Annotated in this window: 22 protein-coding genes; all 22 read right to left on the bottom strand. The window is 62.8% G+C overall.

Annotated elements, in window-relative coordinates; translation table 11 throughout:
• Positions 1–13 precede the first annotated feature (13 nt).
• On the bottom strand, positions 14–751 hold the full coding sequence (gene flgF / locus EDC39_RS01770; protein ID WP_148894372.1) for a flagellar basal-body rod protein FlgF: 738 nt from the start codon (positions 749–751) through the stop codon (positions 14–16).
• Positions 748–1,146: a hypothetical protein gene (locus tag EDC39_RS01775; protein ID WP_148894373.1), complete on the bottom strand. Its 399-nt coding sequence runs from the start codon at positions 1,144–1,146 to the stop codon at positions 748–750. Before EDC39_RS01775 ends, flgF begins: the two co-directional genes overlap by 4 nt.
• A gap of 5 nt (positions 1,147–1,151) precedes the next feature.
• The gene (locus EDC39_RS01780; RefSeq protein ID WP_148894374.1) at positions 1,152–1,922 is read right to left on the bottom strand and encodes a FliA/WhiG family RNA polymerase sigma factor; all 771 of its coding nucleotides are present in this window, start codon (positions 1,920–1,922) and stop codon (positions 1,152–1,154) included.
• Positions 1,919–2,827 (bottom strand): MinD/ParA family protein, encoded by a 909-nt coding sequence (locus EDC39_RS01785; RefSeq protein ID WP_148894375.1) that lies wholly within the window; start codon positions 2,825–2,827, stop codon positions 1,919–1,921. The genes EDC39_RS01780 and EDC39_RS01785 overlap by 4 nt, the downstream gene beginning before the upstream one ends.
• Before the next feature lie 11 nt (positions 2,828–2,838).
• The gene (gene flhF, locus EDC39_RS01790; RefSeq protein ID WP_148894376.1) at positions 2,839–4,116 is read right to left on the bottom strand and encodes a flagellar biosynthesis protein FlhF; all 1,278 of its coding nucleotides are present in this window, start codon (positions 4,114–4,116) and stop codon (positions 2,839–2,841) included.
• On the bottom strand, positions 4,106–6,193 hold the full coding sequence (gene flhA, locus EDC39_RS01795; RefSeq protein WP_148894377.1) for a flagellar biosynthesis protein FlhA: 2,088 nt from the start codon (positions 6,191–6,193) through the stop codon (positions 4,106–4,108). Before flhA ends, flhF begins: the two co-directional genes overlap by 11 nt.
• A gap of 11 nt (positions 6,194–6,204) precedes the next feature.
• Entirely contained in the window at positions 6,205–7,269 is a 1,065-nt protein-coding gene (gene flhB, locus EDC39_RS01800) for a flagellar biosynthesis protein FlhB (RefSeq protein WP_148894378.1), read from the bottom strand.
• Between the two features lie 3 nt (positions 7,270–7,272).
• Positions 7,273–8,055: a flagellar biosynthetic protein FliR gene (gene fliR / locus EDC39_RS01805; RefSeq protein WP_148894379.1), complete on the bottom strand. Its 783-nt coding sequence runs from the start codon at positions 8,053–8,055 to the stop codon at positions 7,273–7,275.
• Between the two features lie 5 nt (positions 8,056–8,060).
• Positions 8,061–8,330 carry a flagellar biosynthesis protein FliQ gene (gene fliQ / locus EDC39_RS01810; protein WP_148894380.1) on the bottom strand — a complete coding sequence of 90 codons (270 nt, stop codon included), beginning with the start codon at positions 8,328–8,330 and terminating at the stop codon, positions 8,061–8,063.
• A 68-nt stretch (positions 8,331–8,398) separates the two neighbouring features.
• Positions 8,399–9,121, bottom strand: coding sequence for a flagellar type III secretion system pore protein FliP (gene fliP, locus EDC39_RS01815; protein ID WP_246140160.1), 723 nt, complete (start codon positions 9,119–9,121; stop codon positions 8,399–8,401).
• 17 nt (positions 9,122–9,138) lie between these two features.
• Positions 9,139–9,516, bottom strand: coding sequence for a FliO/MopB family protein (locus tag EDC39_RS01820; RefSeq protein WP_148894381.1), 378 nt, complete (start codon positions 9,514–9,516; stop codon positions 9,139–9,141).
• Positions 9,516–9,836: a flagellar motor switch protein FliN gene (fliN, locus tag EDC39_RS01825; protein WP_148894382.1), complete on the bottom strand. Its 321-nt coding sequence runs from the start codon at positions 9,834–9,836 to the stop codon at positions 9,516–9,518. Before fliN ends, EDC39_RS01820 begins: the two co-directional genes overlap by 1 nt.
• Positions 9,823–10,815 (bottom strand): flagellar motor switch protein FliM, encoded by a 993-nt coding sequence (locus tag EDC39_RS01830; RefSeq protein WP_148894383.1) that lies wholly within the window; start codon positions 10,813–10,815, stop codon positions 9,823–9,825. Before EDC39_RS01830 ends, fliN begins: the two co-directional genes overlap by 14 nt.
• An 8-nt stretch (positions 10,816–10,823) precedes the next feature.
• Entirely contained in the window at positions 10,824–11,312 is a 489-nt protein-coding gene (locus EDC39_RS01835) for a flagellar basal body-associated FliL family protein (protein ID WP_148894384.1), read from the bottom strand.
• 16 nt (positions 11,313–11,328) lie between these two features.
• Positions 11,329–12,069 carry an OmpA/MotB family protein gene (locus EDC39_RS01840; protein WP_148894385.1) on the bottom strand — a complete coding sequence of 247 codons (741 nt, stop codon included), beginning with the start codon at positions 12,067–12,069 and terminating at the stop codon, positions 11,329–11,331.
• A 13-nt stretch (positions 12,070–12,082) separates the two neighbouring features.
• Positions 12,083–12,850 (bottom strand): motility protein A, encoded by a 768-nt coding sequence (locus EDC39_RS01845; protein WP_148894386.1) that lies wholly within the window; start codon positions 12,848–12,850, stop codon positions 12,083–12,085.
• Between the two features lie 250 nt (positions 12,851–13,100).
• The gene (locus tag EDC39_RS01850) at positions 13,101–14,372 is read right to left on the bottom strand and encodes a flagellar hook protein FlgE (protein ID WP_148894387.1); all 1,272 of its coding nucleotides are present in this window, start codon (positions 14,370–14,372) and stop codon (positions 13,101–13,103) included.
• 84 nt (positions 14,373–14,456) lie between these two features.
• Entirely contained in the window at positions 14,457–14,843 is a 387-nt protein-coding gene (locus EDC39_RS01855) for a TIGR02530 family flagellar biosynthesis protein (protein ID WP_148894388.1), read from the bottom strand.
• Positions 14,840–15,508, bottom strand: coding sequence for a flagellar hook assembly protein FlgD (locus EDC39_RS01860; RefSeq protein WP_148894389.1), 669 nt, complete (start codon positions 15,506–15,508; stop codon positions 14,840–14,842). The genes EDC39_RS01855 and EDC39_RS01860 overlap by 4 nt, the downstream gene beginning before the upstream one ends.
• A 25-nt stretch (positions 15,509–15,533) precedes the next feature.
• Positions 15,534–16,955 (bottom strand): flagellar hook-length control protein FliK, encoded by a 1,422-nt coding sequence (locus tag EDC39_RS01865; protein ID WP_148894390.1) that lies wholly within the window; start codon positions 16,953–16,955, stop codon positions 15,534–15,536.
• A gap of 60 nt (positions 16,956–17,015) precedes the next feature.
• A complete protein-coding gene (locus EDC39_RS01870; RefSeq protein ID WP_148894391.1) occupies positions 17,016–17,558 on the bottom strand; it encodes a MotE family protein in 543 nt (180 codons plus the stop codon).
• On the bottom strand, positions 17,555–17,998 hold the full coding sequence (gene fliJ / locus EDC39_RS01875) for a flagellar export protein FliJ (protein WP_148894392.1): 444 nt from the start codon (positions 17,996–17,998) through the stop codon (positions 17,555–17,557). The genes EDC39_RS01870 and fliJ overlap by 4 nt, the downstream gene beginning before the upstream one ends.
• Positions 17,999–18,007: the final 9 nt, after the last annotated feature.

An 18,007-nucleotide genomic window follows, 5' to 3' on the forward strand; every position in this document is an offset into this window, starting at 1 on the left:
TCCACTCCTTTGCCTAGAAAGCGCCTATCTCCGCCGCCTTGGTGGCGAGCTGGCCGTAGGCCTTGATCAGTTTCTGGTAGGCTTCGAAATCCCGTTCGTATGACACCATCCGGGTCATTTCCGTCAGGGGACTGACGTTGGCCGTCTCGATCCACCCCTGCAACAGCTTTGGATTGTCCATCGGCAGGGGGGACGTTCCCTGCGGGGCGGCCAGCAGCCCGCGCCCTTTGCGCGTCAGGGTGACATCGTCCGGAAAGTCGACCAGCTGCAGCCGTCCCACCTGCTGGCCGTCGCGCAGTATCGTTCCGTCGGGATCGATCTCGATCCGTCCGCCTGCCGGCAGGGTGATGGGGCCGCCTTCACCGAGAACCGGATAGCCCGCGCCGGTGAGCAGAACGCCATCCGGCGAGCGGGAAAAATTACCCTGGCGGGTATAGAACTCGCCGCCGGTCTTCGGATCCTGCACCCGGAAATAGCCGCGTCCGATGATGGCGACATCGAGGGGATTGCCGCTCTTTTTCAGCTCGCCCGGGGTGTTGTCCCGGGAAACCCGCTGCAATCTGGCGGTGGTGACCAGGTCTCCCCCCTGTTGCGCACGAACCAGCGCGGCGTCGAAGCCGGGAACATCCCGTCTGAAGCCGGGCGTGTTGGTGTTGGCCAGGTTGTTGGTAATGATGTCGATGGCCCGCAGGCGGCTCATGGCGCCCGAGGCCGCCGAAACCAGGCCGGCGTTGTAGGCCGTATCCGTCATGCCGCGATCTCCTCCGGATCGGAAGCGAGCGGCCGCAGGCTGGCCAGTTTGACCAGCTGCTCCGCTTCGCCCTTGCCGATTTCGAGTATCTGGGCGATCTGGGCCGGGTCGAGCCCGTGCGACGCCAGCGAATTGATGTAGCGATACCGGTCCGACATGTTGCCGGCCGTCACCTGCTGGCGGATCATCGCTTTCATGTTGGCGGCCAGCAGATCGGTATCGAAAGCGGCCTTTTCCACAGCCGGTTTTGCTTCTTCATTTTCAGAGATCCTGCTGCTGACCCTGACCAGTTGCCGGCTGAGCCGGTTGAGCTTCAGAAAGAGAAGGATGAAGCAGGCCAGACTGACCAGGGTTGTGCCGGCGAGAAGCATGAAGGTGTATTCGGGCCTGAACATGGAACTCATTCTCCCTTCGCCTTTTTCGGGAGCGGCGGCATCGTCGTGCGGCGGCTCAGCTTGACCTTCAGCTTCAGCAGGGCCTGGCTGTGAATCTGCGACACCCGGCCTTCGGAGATGCCGAGAACCTCGGCGATTTCCTTCTGCGTCAGTTCCTCGTGATAGTAGAGCGCCACCACCAGCCGTTCCTTTTCGGACAGCTTGCTGATATGTTCCGCCATCTCCCGGGTCAGATCCGCCGCCTCCAGTTCGTCGAGCGGGCTCTTGCCGTTTTCGTCCTCGAGGTTTTCGATGATGGTCCGTCCGCCTCCATGGTCGTCGAGGGATTCGTTGAGGCTGATGCAGCCCAGGTAGGAGACTTCGCCGAGCAGCGACTGGTATTCTTCCAGGGGCATGTCGAGTTCGGCGGCGATCTCCTCTTCTTCCGGCGCCCGTCCGAGCTTGCGTTCGAGGCGTTCGATGGTACGGGCCAGTCGGGCGTGTTTTTCGCGCAGGCTGCGCGAGAACCAGTCCATGCGACGGACCTCGTCCAGCACCGCTCCGCGGATGCGCCGTTCGGCGAAGGTCTTGAACTGGACGCCCTTGGACGGATCGTAGCGGTTGGCGGCGTCGACCAGTCCCAGCATGGCGGCGCTGCAGATCTCGTCCTTGTTGACGAAGGTCGGCACCTGGGTGACCATGCGTTCGACAAGGAAGTTGACCAGCGGCAGGTGAGCGCGGATCAGCTGGTCCCGGTCGAGCAGCCCGGTTTCGGTGTAGGTGGCGGTTTCGTTCATGATTCACCTCCCTGATTCAGGGTGAAAAAGCGTTTCCAGAAAAATTGCACGGTCCCCTTGGGGGCCTGTTCCGTCGGTGTCGCCAGGGCGCGGGCCAGGGCCTCGAAGGCGGAACTCGTTTTCTGGTTGGGGAAGAGTTCCACCACCGGTTTCTGCCGACGGACGGCTTCCTGCATTCGGGGGTTTTGCGGAATGCAGCCGAGATAGTCGATGGAGATGTCAAGGTAGCGGTTGGAGACGATGGTCAGCTTCTGGTAGACATCCAACCCCTCGTCGATCTGCTGCACCTGATTCACCACCAGGTGAAACGACTTCTGGTGATAACGGGTCGAAAGGAGTTTCATCAGGGCGTAGGCATCGGTGATGGCGGTCGGTTCGGGCGTGGTGACCACCAGGATATCCTGTGCCGCGACGTTGAAGTAGGTGACGTTCTCCGAGATGCCCGCTTCGGTGTCGATCAGCACCAGGTCGAATCGTCCGTGCAGGCTGTCGAGATCGTCGAGAAAGCGCCGTTTCTGGTCGGTGTTCAGGTGGGTCAGGTGCTGCAGGCCCGACCCGGCCGGAAGGATGCTGATGCCGGCGGGCCCGCTGGTCATGATCTCGGTCAGGGAGCGTTCGCCGGCGAAATAGTGGTTCAGGTTGTAGCGGGGGGTCAGGCCGCACATGACATCGATGTTGGCCAGACCCAGATCGGCGTCGATGACCAGAACCCTCTTGCCCATGCGCGCCAGGACGACGGCGACGTTGGTGGCGATGGAGGTTTTGCCGACGCCGCCCTTGCCGCTGGTGATGGAGATCACCCGCGCCGCAGGGGCTGAGGCCGTGCCGCTGTCGACGGCGGTGAGCCGGTGCTGGCGGCTGCGCAGGGTTCCCGCCTGATCAAAGCGTCCGTGGATGACGTTCATCGAATTCACCTCTACTGCTGTCCCAGAATGCATTCGGCAACCACCTTCGGTTCGGCGGCCAGAATGTCTTCGGGAACTCTCTGGCCGTTGGTCAGACAGGATATCGGCAGGTTCTGTCGCAAAGGGATGTCGAGCAGGGCGCCGCGCTGCGCTGTTTCGTCCACCTTGCTGAAGATCAGGCTGGCCAGTGGAATGCGGCGGAAACTGCCGACGATGTCGACCAGGTCGCGGCCGCGGGTTCCGGTGGCCAGCACGAGATGGTTTTCGGTTCTGGCTTCGGGGCCGAGAAAGGCGGCGATTTCGGCCATGCCGGCCTCGTCGCGATGACAGCGGCCGCTGGTATCGATCAGGATCAGGTCCTTGTCGCTGTGGCGGGCGAAAGCCGTCTGCAGCTGTTCCGGAGAGTAGATCACCTCGACCGGCAGGTTCATGATCTCGCCGTAGACGCGCAGCTGCTCGGCCGCCGCGATGCGGTAGGTGTCGATGGTGAACAGGGCGAGCCGGCCCGAATGCCGCTGCAGGTAGCTGGCCGCCAGTTTGGCGATGGTGGTGGTCTTGCCGACGCCGGTCGGTCCGACCAGGGCGAGCCGTTTCTGCCCCTGTCCGCCGGCGAAGGGATGGGTGAACTGCACCAGGTCGCTGATGGTGTCGAGGAAGAACTGGTTGAGATAGGACGGGTCGGCCAGCTGCTGCGGATGGAGCCGCTCGCCGGCGTAGCGGGCCAGGGTCTCGGCGGTGGCGTCTTCGAGGTCGTGCGCCTTGAGGCTGGCGACCAGCTGTTCGATGACGGCGTCCTTGGCGGGCTTTTGCTGCCAGGGCGGCTGCGGCTGCACCGGCGCTGCCGGTTGCGGTGCCGGCTGTTGCACCGGCCGGTTGAGTTCGCGAATGGCCGCCTTGAGTTCTTCCAGTTCCGAACGCAGGGCCGAAACATCCTGGCGGGCGAGCTGCTCTCGCAGGCTCTGGATCTCCGCCTCGACCGGATCGATGACTTTCCGCTGCCGCCAGATGTCCCGGTAGTCGATGCGATCGGCGACGGCGGCTCTTGTCGTCGCCTTGCCGCCCCGGCGGCCTTTGCCGGCAGGAGCTTCGACCGGCCGGGTTTCAGTTGCGGCGCCGCTGTCGTCTTCCTCGATGGCCGCGGTGATTTCGATCCGGGGGCGGCCGAGAAGACCGAGACCGTTTTTGCGGATGGTCCGGGTCGAGAGGATCAGGGCGTCCGGTCCGAAGGTCTCCTTGACCTTCTTCAGGGCCGCGGCCATGCTGTCGGCTTCGAACACTTTAACCTGCATGGAGGCTCACCGTTCCCAGGGACCGCACCATCATGTCGGGCGCGATCTCGTTGTGCGAAAGAACGACCAGGTGCGGCAGGTACCGCTCGGTCAACCTTTTGACATGGGGTCGGATTGTTGGCGCGGTCAGCAGCACCGGCGGTGTGCCTCCGGACATGTTGCCAATGGTCTGGCTGAGGCGGTCGATGATCCGGTGGGCGATGTTCGGATCGAGAGCCAGGTAGCTGCCTTCGGTCGAATTCTGGATCGAGTTGTGGATTGTTTCCTCGATCTCGCGGTCGAGGGTGATCAGGTTCAGGTTCTGCCCGTCTTCGGCGTAACGGCCGCTGATCAGGCGCCCCAGGGCGGCCCGGACCTGCTCGGTCAGGTAGGTGGGATCCTGGGACACGCCGACGTAGTCGGCCATGGTTTCCAGGATGGTCCGGATGTCCCTGATGCTGACCTGTTCTCTGAGCAGATTCTGCATGACGCGCATGATCAGTCCTGTGTTCAGAATGTCGGGAACCAGTTCCTCGACCAGTTTCGGATAGGTCTTTGCCAGGGAGTTGAGCAAGTTCTGTACCTCTTGCCGCCCGAGCAGTTCGTGCGCGTGCTTTTTGATGATTTCGCTCAGGTGGGTGCTGACCACTGTGGCGCAGTCAACCACTGTATATCCGGCTATTTGCGCGCGATCCTTCTTGTCTTCGGTGATCCAGATGGCGGGCAGTCCGAAGGCCGGTTCGGTGGTTTCGATGCCGGTGATCTGCTCGGTGGCTGTGCCCGGATCCATGGCGAGATATTGACCCGGGAACACTTCTCCGACACCCACCTTCACCCCCTTGAGCAGAATGCTGTACTGGTTGGGGGCGAGCTGCAGATTGTCCTTGATGTGTATCGGCGGAATGATGAAGCCCATGTCCATGGCGAACTGTTTGCGGATCGCCTGGATCCGCGGCAGCAGGTCGCCCTCCTGGTTGGCGTCGACCAGGGGAATGAGTCCGTAGCCGACCTCGAGTTCGAGCAGGTCGACATGCAGCAGCTCGTCGAAGTCGATCTCGGCTGGTTCTTCCTCGGCGACGTCGACGGCCTCCGCTTCTTTCGCCTCGCGGGCGGTCTGGGCCTTCTGGATCTGCCAGGCCGACAGCCCGATGAGGGCGGACAGGACGACGAAGGGGATGGTCGGCAGCCCGGGGATGATGGCGAAGACGAGCAGGATGCCCGACACCAGCCAGAGGGCGCGCGGATGCATGGTCATCTGCCCCTTGAGGGTGGTGCCGAAATCGCTGCCGCCGGCGGCGCGGGTGACCAGGATGCCGGCCGCCGTCGAGATGATCAGGGCCGGAATCTGCCCGACCAGGCCGTCGCCGACGGTCAGGATGGTGTAGGTGCGGGCGGCCTCCATGGCCGGCATGCCGTTCTGCAGCACGCCGATGACGAAACCGGCGCCGATGTTGACCAGGGTGATGATGATGCCGGCGATGGCATCGCCGCGGACGAACTTGCTGGCACCGTCCATCGCCCCGTAGAAATCGGCTTCCTCGGCGATCTCCTGACGTCGGTTGCGGGCGGTTTCCTCGTTGATCAGGCCGGCGTTGAGATCGGCGTCGATGGCCATCTGCTTGCCGGGCATGGCGTCGAGGGTGAACCGGGCCGCCACCTCGGCGACGCGGCCGGCGCCCTTGGTGATGACCATGAAATTGATGACCACCAGGATGCAGAAGATGACGATGCCGACCACGTAGTTGCCGCCGACCACGAACTGGCCGAAAGCGCGGATGACGGTTCCCGCCGCCGAGACGCCCTCCTGGCCGTGCAGCAGGATCAGCCGGGTCGAGGCGACGTTGAGCGACAGCCGGAACAGGGTTGTCGCCAGCAGCAGCGACGGAAAGCTCGAAAAGTCGAGGGTGCGCGTGGTGTAGAGGGTGATGATCAGAATCACCAGCGAAATGGTGATGTTCAGAGTGAGAAAGAGGTCGAGCAGAAGGGGCGGCAGGGGGATGATCATCACCATCAGCACCAGGACCAGCCCCAGTCCGACGATGATATCGGTCCGCATCATGGTTTTCGCCCAGTTGTGGCGTTCGGCAAGCGCTATCATTCATGCCTCCTTCAGAACGACTTCTTCTTGACGCTGTAGACGTAGGCCAGAATCTCGGCCACGGCGGTGAACATCTCTTCCGGGATGGTCTGGCCGACCTCCAGCTGGTAGAGCGCCCGCGCCACGGGAACGTTTTCCACCATCACCACCTTGTGCTCGCGGGCGATCTCGCGGATTTTCATCGCCAGATGATCCGCCCCCTTGGCGACCACCTGCGGTGCCAGCATGGTTTCGCGGTCGTACTTGAGAGCCACCGACAGATGGGTCGGGTTGGTCACCACCACGTCGGCTTTTGGCACCTCGGCCATCATCCGCTTGCGCGCCATCTCCTGCTGGATGGAACGGACGCGGGCCTTGAGGTGCGGATCCCCCTCGGTCTCCTTGAATTCTTCCTTGATCTCCTGCTTGGTCATCTTCATCCGCTGCTCCATCTCCCAGCGGACGAAGAGATAGTCGAACAGTGCAAGCACGACCAGCACGCCGCAGCTTTTGAACAGCACCAGCCCGGCGATGCGGCCGAGAAAGCGGACGGTTTCCCCCAGGGGAGCGTCGACCAGCAGCACGCTTTCGGCGAAAGAGGCATGGACCGTCTTGAAGGCGACGAAACCTACCAGGCCGACCTTGGCCAGTGACTTGACCACCTCGACGGCGCTGCGCTTGGAAAAGAATTTCTTCGCCCCCTGGATCGGGTTGAGCTTGCTCAGGTCGGGTTCGAGCGGCTTGGTGGTCAGCAGAAAGCCGATCTGCATGATGCTGCCCAGGGCGCCGACGACGAGCACCATCAGCAGCAGCGGGGCCAGCAGCATGCCGACCTGCTGCAGCAGGGCCAGGGCGAGATCGTAGACCGAGTCTCCAGTCACGTCGATTTCGCCGGCTCGGCGCCAGATGTCGGCGACCAGAAACTGCAGCCTGGGCCAGAAGAAGGGCAGATAGAAGTACCAGAGCAGCAGGGCCGAGGTCAGCAGAAGGGCGGTGTGCACCTCCTTGCTCTGGGCGACCTGGCCCTTCTTGCGAAAGTCTTCCCGGCGTTTCTGTGTCGCCTGTTCCGTTCTTTCCTGATCCTGTTCTTCCGCCATGACTCACCCCTGCAGGGCCGAAAAGAGCAGGGCGAAACGCTGCCCCAGGTCGTTGAATTCCTGGTTGAGCAGGGCAACCAGCAGATTGAGGGTCAGCCCGATCAGCAGAAAACTGATGCCGATGTTCAGCGGAAAAGAGAGCAGAAAGACGTTCAGCTGCGGAAAGACCCGCGCCATGATGCCGAGAACCAGGCCGGACAGCAGCAGGACGGCCAGCACCGGCGCGCTCAGCTGGACGCCAAGGGTGAACATGCGGCCGGCCAGCTCTAGCAGGTAGGGGATGGCCCCGCCGGAAAAATTCCACCGGCCGGGCGGCAGCAGGCGGAAGGAGGAAATCAGGGCCTCGATGAAGTAGTAATGAATGTTGAGCGACAGAAAGATCAGAATGGCCAGAATGTTCTGGAACTGCGAGATCAGCGACACCTGCCGCTGGTTCTGGGGATCGAAGACGTTGGCGGCTGCGAAGCCCATCTGGTAGCCGATGACGGTGCCACCGAGCTCGACGGCGGTGAAGATAAAGCGGGCGATATAGCCGACCATCAGCCCCAGGAGTCCCTCGCCGGCCAGCAGCACGGCCAGCGCGACCGGCGCGAACGTCATCTGCGGAATCAGATCCCGGACCAGGGGGAAGACCACCAGGGTCAGCATCACCGTCAGGGCGACGCGGATCCGCATCGGAGCCTGGCTGCTGCCGTAGATGGGCAGGGTGCCCATCAGGGCGCCGATGCGCACCAGGCAGATCAGCAGCGCCTGGATGGTGGCGGTAGAGAGGACCGGCAGTTCCACGGGCGTCAGCCTCCGAGATGTCCGATCTGGCCGTACAGATCGCGAGTGAAGGCGACCATGACCCGGATCATCCAGGGGGCGGTGATTACCAGCGCTACCAGCACGGCGACGATCTTGGGGATGAAGGTCATGGTCTGTTCGTTGATCTGGGTGGCGGCCTGAAAGATGCTGATGACCAGGCCGACCACGACGGCGCAGACCAGCATGGGGCCGGAGAGCATCAGCACCATTTCCACGGCGCGGCGGCCGACATCGATGACCATTTCGGGTGGCATGGGCAACTCCTCTGGCGTTTGGGCCTAGGCTTCCGGGCGATGGTTGTCACCGCGGGTCCGGCCCGCAATCAGTGAAAACTCTGGACCAGCGATCCGACCACCAGCCCCCAGCCGTCGACCAGTACGAAGAGCAGCAGCTTGAAAGGGAGCGAAATGATCGGCGGTGGCAGCATCATCATCCCCATGGCCATCAGCACCGAGGCGACCACCATGTCGATGACCAGGAAGGGGACATAGATGAGGAAGCCGATCTGAAAGGCCCGCTTCAGTTCCGAAAGCATGAAGGCCGGTATCAGGGTCATGGTCGGCACATCGTCCAGATCCTCCGGTTGTTCATCGCCGGTCATGGCGACGAGCAGGGCGAGATCCTTTTCGTCGGTCTGGCCGAACATGAATGCGCGCATCGGTTCCACAGCCTTCTCGAGCGCCTGTTTCTGTGGCAGTTTGCCGTCGAGGTAGGGCTTGATGGCCTGCTCGTTGATCTGGCTGAAGACCGGTGCCATGACGAAGAAGGTCAGAAAGAGCGACAGCCCGATAATGACCTGGTTCGGCGGCATCTGCTGGGTACCCATCGCCTGGCGGACGAAGGAGAGGACGACGACGATGCGGGTGAAGGCCGTTGTCATCAGCAGGATGGCTGGCGCTACCGAAAGGACGGTCAGCAGCACCAGGATCTGCAGGGCCGTCGAAACCTCGCCGGGGCTCTTCGCCTCACCGATGCCGACGGTCAGGGTCGGTAGGCCCTGCGCCAGGGCGTGGTGCGCCGTAAACAGGCAGAGCAGAAAGAAGATGCAGGCCGCCAGTCGCTTCACTCGCCCACCTCCAGTTGCCGGTCGAGCGCGTCGGCGAAGCTTTTATCCGTCGGCAGTTCACACAGCAGGCTGACGCTGTCCTGTCCGATGCCGACCAGCAGTTCACGGCCTCTGACCTCGATCAGGGCCACGGCCTTCTTCGGGGCCAGGGCGCGGGTTTCGATGACCCGGATGGCGCCTTTCTTCTGACCGGGAAGAAGCTGCAGCCGTTTTTTTGCCAGGGCCAGGACGAGCAGGGCCAGGCCGATCACCAGCACCAGCGAGCCGACGACCCGCAGTCCGCCGGTCAGCAGCCCGGGGGGGCTGTAGTTTTCGGCGGCCAGGACGGGCCAGGCCTGGGCGAGCAGTCCTATGAACAGAAAGGTCCGCAGCATCAGCCCAGATTCTCGATCCGTTCGGCGGGGCTGATGACATCGGTCAGCCGCAGGCCGAACTTGTCGCCGGCCAGCACCGCTTCGCCGCGGGCGATCAGCTTCGAGTTGACATACAGGTCGAGGGGTTCGCCGGCCAGCTTGTCCAGTTCGATGACATAGCCCTCGCGCATCTGCAGCAGGTCCTTGACCAGGATGCGGGAGCGGCCGACCTCGACCGAGACGTTGAGCGGAATGTCGAGCAGAAAATCGATGCCGCGCGAACCGCTTTCCGCGGTGTTTTCGCCGGCACCGGTGTTGACCGTTTCGTTAGCTGTTTCCATGGTTCGCTCCTTCGGTGTAGATGTCTGTGATGCGCACCGCCTTGTTGCCGTTTCTCACCCCGACCTGGGCGACGTATTTCGGCCGGCCTTCGACCTTGATGACCAGGGGGTCATTGGGGTTCCAGGGCAGATCGATGATGTCGCCTTCGCGGAAGTTGATGAAATCGCGCATCTGCAGGGTGATGGTTCCCAGTTCGGCCGCGATCTCGACCGAAATGGTCGGCAGTTCGGCCAGCAGCTGCCGCCGCCAGGCCTCGTTGCCGCCGTCCTCCCGGCTCTGCTGCATGCTCTCCCGGATCGGATCGAGAATTGAATTGGGAAAAATCAGTTCAAGCAGCCCCTTGGTGGCGCCGATCTCGATTTCGAGAGAGGCGACCACAGTCATGGCGTCGCCGGGAATCAGGTTGACCAGGCGCGGGTTGCTTTGCAGCCTCTGCAGGGAGATGCTGACCCCGTCCAGGGAACTCAGGACTTTCGCCAGGTCGAGAGCGATGTCGCTGAACATGCTCTTGAGTATGTTCATCTCGATCGCCGTCAGCGGACGGTTCGGGACGCTGGCCGGCTTGGTCGGATCCCCGCCGAGCTGAATTTCGACCAGGGCGCAGGCGAGTGACGGCGAGAGGACGGCCAGAACACCGTGCCGCAGCGGATCGAAACGATACAGGCCGATGGCGACGCCGCTCTGCAGGCGATGCAGAAAGGTTTCGCATTCGACCGGACGGATGCCTGTGCGGCGGATGTTGGCTGACTGCTGCACCCGGTTGGTGATCGAAATGGCGTAGTTTCTGGCAAAGGAATCGATCAGCAGATCGAAGTTGTTCAGTTTCAGGTCGCTCGACGCGTGCGCCCGAACCAGGTTCAGCGGACTGATTTGCCTGCCGTCTTCGACCGTTTCGATATTCGGTTCCGCAGGAATTTCTCCCTGGTGGACCGCCGACAGCAGCTCGCTGATCTCTTCCTGGGTGAGAATGCGTTCCACGACGCCTCCTACTGGACCACGAAATCGGTGAAGTAGATCCGCTTGATCTTGCCGGTCTTGAGAAAACTGTTCAGTTTCGCCGTCAACTCGGCCCGCAGCTGCATCTTGCCCTGCAGGTCCTGCAGCTCGTTGAAGGACTTGTTGCCGATCAGCATGATGACGGCGTCGCGGATCTGCGGCATGCGCTGGTTGACTTCGTCGACAGCCTGTTCGTTGGTCAGCTCCAGGGTCATGGCCGCCTTCAGGTAGCGGGTTCCCGATTCGTCGAGAATGTTGACGATGAACGATTCGATGTTGACCATGGGGCCGACATCGGAACTTTCGAGCGCCGCCGCTTCCTGGGCGGCCTTCCCCTTTTTCGCCTCCTCGTCACTGCCGCCGAGCAGCAGGAAGGCGGCGACCCCGCCGCCGATCAGGACCACCAGGGCGATGGCGATGATCAGGATGAGCTTCTTCTTGCCGCCCCCCTCCGGGGCTTTTTCGGTCTTTTCTGCCATGCGTCGACCTCGTTCGTCAGAAAGGTAGCTGTTCGGTTGCGTCGATCAGATAGGGGAGTTCTTCCCGGTAGTTGCCGAGATTTTCCAGCACGAATTCCACCCGCCGGTTCATGGCGCGGTGTTCGGGCGTGTCATTGTCGATCACGGGATGCAGCGAGCCGTAGCCGACCGCCGACATGCGGTCGAGGGGCATCAGCTTGTTGGCCGCCATGAACTTCAGAACGTTCACTGCCCTCTGCACCGAGATGTCCCAGTTGCTCAGCCCGGAACGGCGGCTGCGGGTATTGTCGGTATGCCCCTCGATGCGCAGGCTCATCGGCAGTGGGCGGACCAGCTCGGCGACCTTGCGCAGGATCGGTTCGGCCTCCGGCTTGATGGTGGTTTTCCCGGAGTCGAAGAGGATTGCGCTGTTAACCCGCAGGACGACGGCCCCCCGATCCTTGACCAGCTCGATGTCGCGATCGATGCGCAGCCGCTGCATGTGCGACTGGATGCGCTTGTAGACCCGGGTGACCAGGTCGTCGAAGATGGGCGCCACGTCGACGATCTTCGGTTTGGTCACCTCGGCCTTGTCCGAAGAGCCGAGCACGCCGAAGGCGCCGCGCAGGGAGCCTGCCGCATCCATGAACTTCATCTTGTCGAGGCGTGCCATGGAAAGCATGAGCACGAAGAAGGTCAGCAGCAGGGTGACCATGTCGCTGAAGGTGACCATCCAGGCCGGCGCGCCGGCCGGTTCTTTTTTCGGTTTTCTCGCCATCTGAAGATCCGTATCAATTCTTGAAGTTGCTTTCCCGTTCCTTGGGGGCGAGGAAGGCGTGCAGTTTTTGCTCGATGATGCGCGGATTCTCGCCCTTCAGGATGAGCTTGAGGCCTTCGGCGATCAGCGATTTGTCGAGGACTTCCGAGGCCGAACGGTTCTTCAGCTTGCCGGCGACCGGCAGGCAGATGACATTGGCGATGATGGCGCCGTAGAAGGTTGTCAGCAGGGCGACGGCCATGGCCGGACCGATCGATGACGGATCGTTCAGCGACTGCAGCATCTTGACCAGACCGATCAGGGTTCCAATCATTCCCATTGCCGGCGCGTAGGTACCGAAGGCGACGAAGATGTCGGCGCCGTTTTCGTGCCGTTCCTGGATGTAGTCGATTTCCCGGTCGAGCAGCTCCTTCAGGGTTTCCGGCTCCTGGCCGTCGACCGCCATCTGCAGGCCCTTGGCGAGAAATTCGTCGTCGACGTCGTTCAATACCGATTGCAGGGAGAGTACCCCCTCCTTGCGCGCCTTGCCGGCGTACTCGACCAGGGTCTTGACCCGGTCCTTCGGATTGGTGGTCTTGTGCAGAATGGTCTTCTTGAAAATGCTGATCGAGCGGAAAACATCGCCGAAAGGATAGTGGATCAGGACCGCACCGATGGTTCCGCCGACCACGATCAGCGCCGAAGGGATGTCGATGAAGATCAGCAGACTGCTGCCGCTGGCCATCGCCATGATCATCAGGGTGAAGGCGCTAATGATGCCGACAATGGTCGAAAGGTCCATTGGTTACCTCTTGGATGCAGAATAATGGTTTTTCTTTTGACGCAATGGCTGCTGCCCCAGGGTTTATCAAGAGATGTGCCACCGTGAAAAAGCAGAAAAATTGACACGGTGGCAAGGTTGAAAGTTGTTGAAAAACAAGAATAAAAAAAATTCGGTGGGTAAACAAAAAGGGCGGACCGCCCGTGGAAGAAAAGGGCGGTCCGCCTTTGAGTCATGATTTTGACCCGGGCCGGAATTCCGGCCACCTGGGCTAGCGCTTGAGGTTGATCAGTTCGTTGAGCATCTCGTCGGTGGTGGTGATGATCTTGGAGTTGGCCTGGAAGCCGCGCTGGGTGGTGATCATCTTGACGAATTCCTGGGCCAGATCGACGTTCGACTGCTCCAGGGAGTTGGTGAAGATTTTGCCGACGCCGGAACCGACGGTGCCGATGATCGGCGGACCCGACTTGTCGGAGGTGGAGAAGAGGTTGGCGCCTTCCTTGGTCAGACCGCCGGGGTTGGAGAACTTGGCCAGGGCGATCTGGGCCAGTTTGCGGGGCTGGCCGTTGCTGAAGTTGCCGATGACGTAGCCGTCGTTGTCGATGCTCAGCTTGACCAGGGTGCCGGTGCCGAAACCGTCCTGTTCCTGGGCCACCACCACCGAATCACTGGAGAACTGGGTGGTCTGGAAGTCGATGGCGATCTGCTGGTTCTGGTCGGCGGCGTTGGTCCAGGTCAGGGCGCCCGGGTTGGTGACGCCGATCACCGGGGCGGTCAGCTGGCCGGTGTTGTCGAACTGCATGGTCCCCTGGCCGACGATGGTCAGGGTGCCGGGTGTGCCGCCGATCTCGCTGCTGTCGACGGTGGTGTACCAGCCCCATTCCAGCGGGTTGGTCGCCGGGTCGAGCTTGGTGAAATAGGTGGTCAGCAGATGGGTCTGCCCCAGCGAGTCGTAGATCTGGATCGAGGCCGCGTAGTTGGAGGTGTTGGCCGGATCGTTGATGTCGAAGGGACCGACATAGGGTGCGTTGGAGTTGAGGTTGGTGTTGAGGGTGATGTTGGCGGTGGCGTTGGCCGGGCTGAAGGAGCGGGTGTTGGCCTTGATGTCGGTCAGGTCGCCGATGGTATTGCCGTCCATGTCGAGCATGTAGCCCTGGACCTTGAATCCTTCCGGATTGACCAGGTAGCCGTCGGCGTCAAAGCGGAAGGCGCCGGCGCGGGTGAAGCGCAGCTCGGAAGTGACCGGGTCGGCGACCATGAAAAAGCCGGGGCCCTCGATGGCGAGGTCAGAGTTGAGTTCGGTGTTCTGGAAGGTGCCCTGGCTGAAAATGTTGTCGACGACCGAAAGACCGGAGCCGCGGCCGATCTGGGAAGTGCCGCCGGAGCCGGAGACGCTGCTCGAGAGCAGGTCGGCGAAGAGAGCCCGGCTGGTCTTGAAGCCGATGGTGTTGCTGTTGGCGATGTTGTTGCCGATAACGCTCATGGCGTGACTGTTGGTGGTCAGACCGGAGACGCCACTGTAGAGACTGCTTGCGATGCCCATGGTTTGTTTCCTCCTCGATGGGCCGCCTCAATCGGTCGGCGGCCCGCGAACCTCCTCGATGAGGACCGGTTCGGCTGGGGGTGATCAGGCGATCACCGCACTGTCGATGTTGGTAAAGACGTTTTCCTTCAGGTTGCGGCTGTCGGCCACCGTGACGATCGTGCCGTTGCGGACGCTGACGACCAGCGCCAGGTTGTCGAGCAGCACCAGGGCGTCTCTGCCCCCCTTGCCGCCGACTCTGGCCACGGCGTCCTCCAGGCGCCTGGTCTGGGCCGCGTCGAGGCGGATGCCCCGCTGGTCCATCCGCTCGGTCGCGTGGCGCGAGAAGCGCAGTGCCGAATGCTCGACAGTTCGCTTCAGCACCTGGTCGAAGGATGTCGCCGGGCGGCTGTTCGTGCCGCTTCGTTCCGGTTGCCGGCCGATGCCGGGGCCGCCGAGCGGCCGCGGAACGATGGTGACCGGCGTGTTCACGGTGTGCCTCCCTTCACGTTCTGCAGCTGGCTCAGGGCGAACGCGCCGCTGGTTGTTTCGACCCGCGTGCCGGCGGCATCGAGCTGCACACCGTCGACAGTCGCCCGCACCAGCGTGGTGGCTTCGATCTTCCTGTCGTCCATGTCCCTGGCGACCACCGCGATCCGGTAATCACCGGGTGGCAGGGGAGTCCCCGCGTCGTTGCGGCCGTCCCAGCTGAGGAAATGCTCCCCGGCCGAGGTCCCCGGTGCCGTCAGGGTCGCCACCGTCTGGTTGTTGGTGTTGAGAATGTGGACCGACACCTCGCTGGCGGACACCGGCAGGTGATAGCCGAATTCGACCGGCGTGTCCTGATAGCGGAAAATGTCCGATTCCGCCACGACTTCCCGACCGATCAGTCCCAGCGCCGAAAGCCGCTCCATGTCGCCGCTGAGCGATCCGAGCCCTTCCAGGGTCTTGTTCATGTTGAACATCTGCTCCAGCGCGCTGAACTGGGCGAGCTGGGCGGTGAACTCGGTCGGGTCGGCCGGATTGAGCGGATCCTGATTCTCCAGCTGGGCTACCAGAAGCTGCAGAAAATCCTCTTTGCCGAGGGTCTGCGTGGTCAGGGACGTGCCGGTTGCCGCCGGAGTTGTCTGGCTGCCTATGCCGTTGATGGCTGACATGCGGCCTCCTTGTCGTCAGGCGCGTCTAGACGCGCAGGCTCAGGCCCGCACGTTGCGGTGCGGGACGGTTGACGATGGGTTCGGGTTTGACCGGATTCTCCGGCAGCGTATCGTGTGGCCAGCCGCCGAAGTCCTGTTGCCAGGCCTGGTGACCGGAGCGCTGGAAGAACTGGCCGGAGAAGTGGCCCGCAGACTGCTGACCGGAGAAGTGGCCGGAAAAGGGCTGTTCCTGGCCGCCGGCGTGCGGGCTTTCCGCCGCCACCCTGACCTCGATCCGGTCGACACGCAGGCCCTGGTGTTCGAGGGCGTGCCGCAGACTGTCGAGATGACGGTTCAGGACGTCCTGAACCTGGTGCGACTGGGTCTGCAGGGTGGCGGAGATCCGGTTGTCCCGGATGTCGATGTCGAGACGGACCTCGCCCAGTTCTTCCGGATAGAGGCGCAGACTGGCCTGGCCGCTTTCCAGCCTGCCGGAACGGCCGAAGTGGCTGACCACCTGATCGACGACCACCCGTTCGGCGATTCGGTCGCCCGAGGCGAGATGCAGGCTCCTTTCGGGGGGGGCTGCCGGAGCCGCCGGCGCCGGTTGCGGCGTTTCGGAACGGCCGGTTGCCGGCGCGATGACGAACGGGGGGGCTCCCGGGTCGGCGGCGGTTTCGCTTCCCCCCGCCTTCGGAACCGGGTCGTGCGCGGGGAGCGGTCCGGTTTTCGTCGCCGTCGGCGACGGTGCGGTCCGCTCGGGCTGTCCGGTTGCCCGGGTCGCTTCCGCGCCTTGCGCCGGCTGCCGCCCACGATCGCCCAGCAGGTGGGCGAAGCGCTTCTCGGCCAGGCTCATCACCGGTTCGGATTGTTTTCCGTCCTTATCGGCGAGTGGTTGCGGCAGGGGTTGTCCGACAATCGGTTCGACGGTGCTGGCCGTCAGGCCAGGCTGTGCCTGTCCGGTACCCTTTGCCGTTATGGCGCCGATGTCGATACGGATGCCCCTGCTTGTCCGGTGCGTCGGCAGCGAACGCCCGACAGGTGCGGTCTGTTGGAGTTGCCCGACGCGATCAGGCGGCAGACTGTCGTTGCCTGTCGTCAGGTCCGTCATCGCGACCTCGGTCGGCATTCTCTGCGGCAGTTGCGGCACCAGCAGGTTTTCGACAGCGGTTTCGGTTGCGCCGACAGCCGGTTTCGCACCAAGCTCGTTTCCGCCCGGAGCGGTATCTTCGGCGGGGACGGGTATCTGTTGCGGCATGGCCGTCTGCCGTCCGTCCGCCAGCAGCACCATCAGCAGCGCCATGGCGTTCGGATCCGGGCCGGGTCCGCTGCTGTTGCGGAGACTGCCGTCGAGCAGGGCGGCAAAGGGACCTTCACCGACGGCGTTTCCGGTAGGGGCTGCGGCCGGCGGCTGTCCGGGTACCGGCAGGTCGCCGATGGCCACCAGGGGAATTGCCATCATGTTCATGCTTTTTCACCTCCTTTCTTCGTGGAATGGTTGTCCCTGTATGTGAGCCGTCCCGTGCCGTCAGTTCCGCTCCAGGGTCGAGTAGGCCCTGGTGAAGCGAATGGCGTAGGACGGGGGCATCTGCGTGAGAATTTTTCCACGGATCTTGGTCTTGATCCGGGCCAGGATGGCCTGGGAAAGATCCCAGTCCATCTTTTCGAGCAGCCGGGCCGCCTTGGCCTTGTCCATCTTTTCGTACATCCTGGCCAGCTCGGCGAGGCGCTCCTGTTCGGCGGCGTCCTTCTGCTTCAGCATCCGGGCGATCTCGTCGCGCAGGCTTTCGAGTCTGGCCAGGCGTTGCTCCAGCTCGCGCTGCAGGCTGTCGAGTTCGATTTCCCGCTCGCGCAGGGCTTCCTCTTTCTGTTTCAAGGCCTGGCGGTGCTTTTCGATTTCGGCCAGCAGCCGGCGTTCCTCGACACTGGTCGGTCCGGGCTGCGCCGGGCTGTCAGTCGCCTGACTGTCTGCAGCCTGTCCGCCTGCTGCCGGACTGTCCACCGCCCCGGCAATCCCGGCCGGGGTGGTCAGGCAGAGCAGGGCAAGGATGGCCAACAGGTTTTTTTTCATGCCAGTCCTCCGTTCTGTCGCCGCAGGGCGATTTCGTCCAGGCTCCGGTTTTCGATCTGCCGGGCAAGCCGCTGTTGCTCCTGCAGGTGCCGGTCCTTGAGCTTTTCGACCGATTTCTTGTCCTGACTGGCCTTGAGCAGTCTTTCGCGGGCCAGGGCAACCTCCCGGTTGCACTGCTGCAGGTTCTCTTCCATGGCGGCGAGTTCCTGCTGCCGAAGCTGGATGTTGGACTGGAACAGGCGCATGTCAGTCGCCGACATTCCCGTGGCCTGCCGCTGAACGAAATCCCGACAGAGAAATTCGAGTTCGGCGCGTTGCCGGTTGATTTCGGCCAGCAGGGCTTCCTGGGTCCTGATGCGGCCGGCCAGCTCCTGCCTGGCTTCGCGCTCGAGAATATTCCGGTAATTCAGCAGTGCCTCGAGTTTGAATCTCTTGCCCATGGCTCTAGC

It is taken from the genome of Geothermobacter ehrlichii (assembly GCF_008124615.1).
In the GTDB taxonomy this organism is placed as follows: Bacteria; Desulfobacterota; Desulfuromonadia; order Desulfuromonadales; family Geothermobacteraceae; genus Geothermobacter; species Geothermobacter ehrlichii.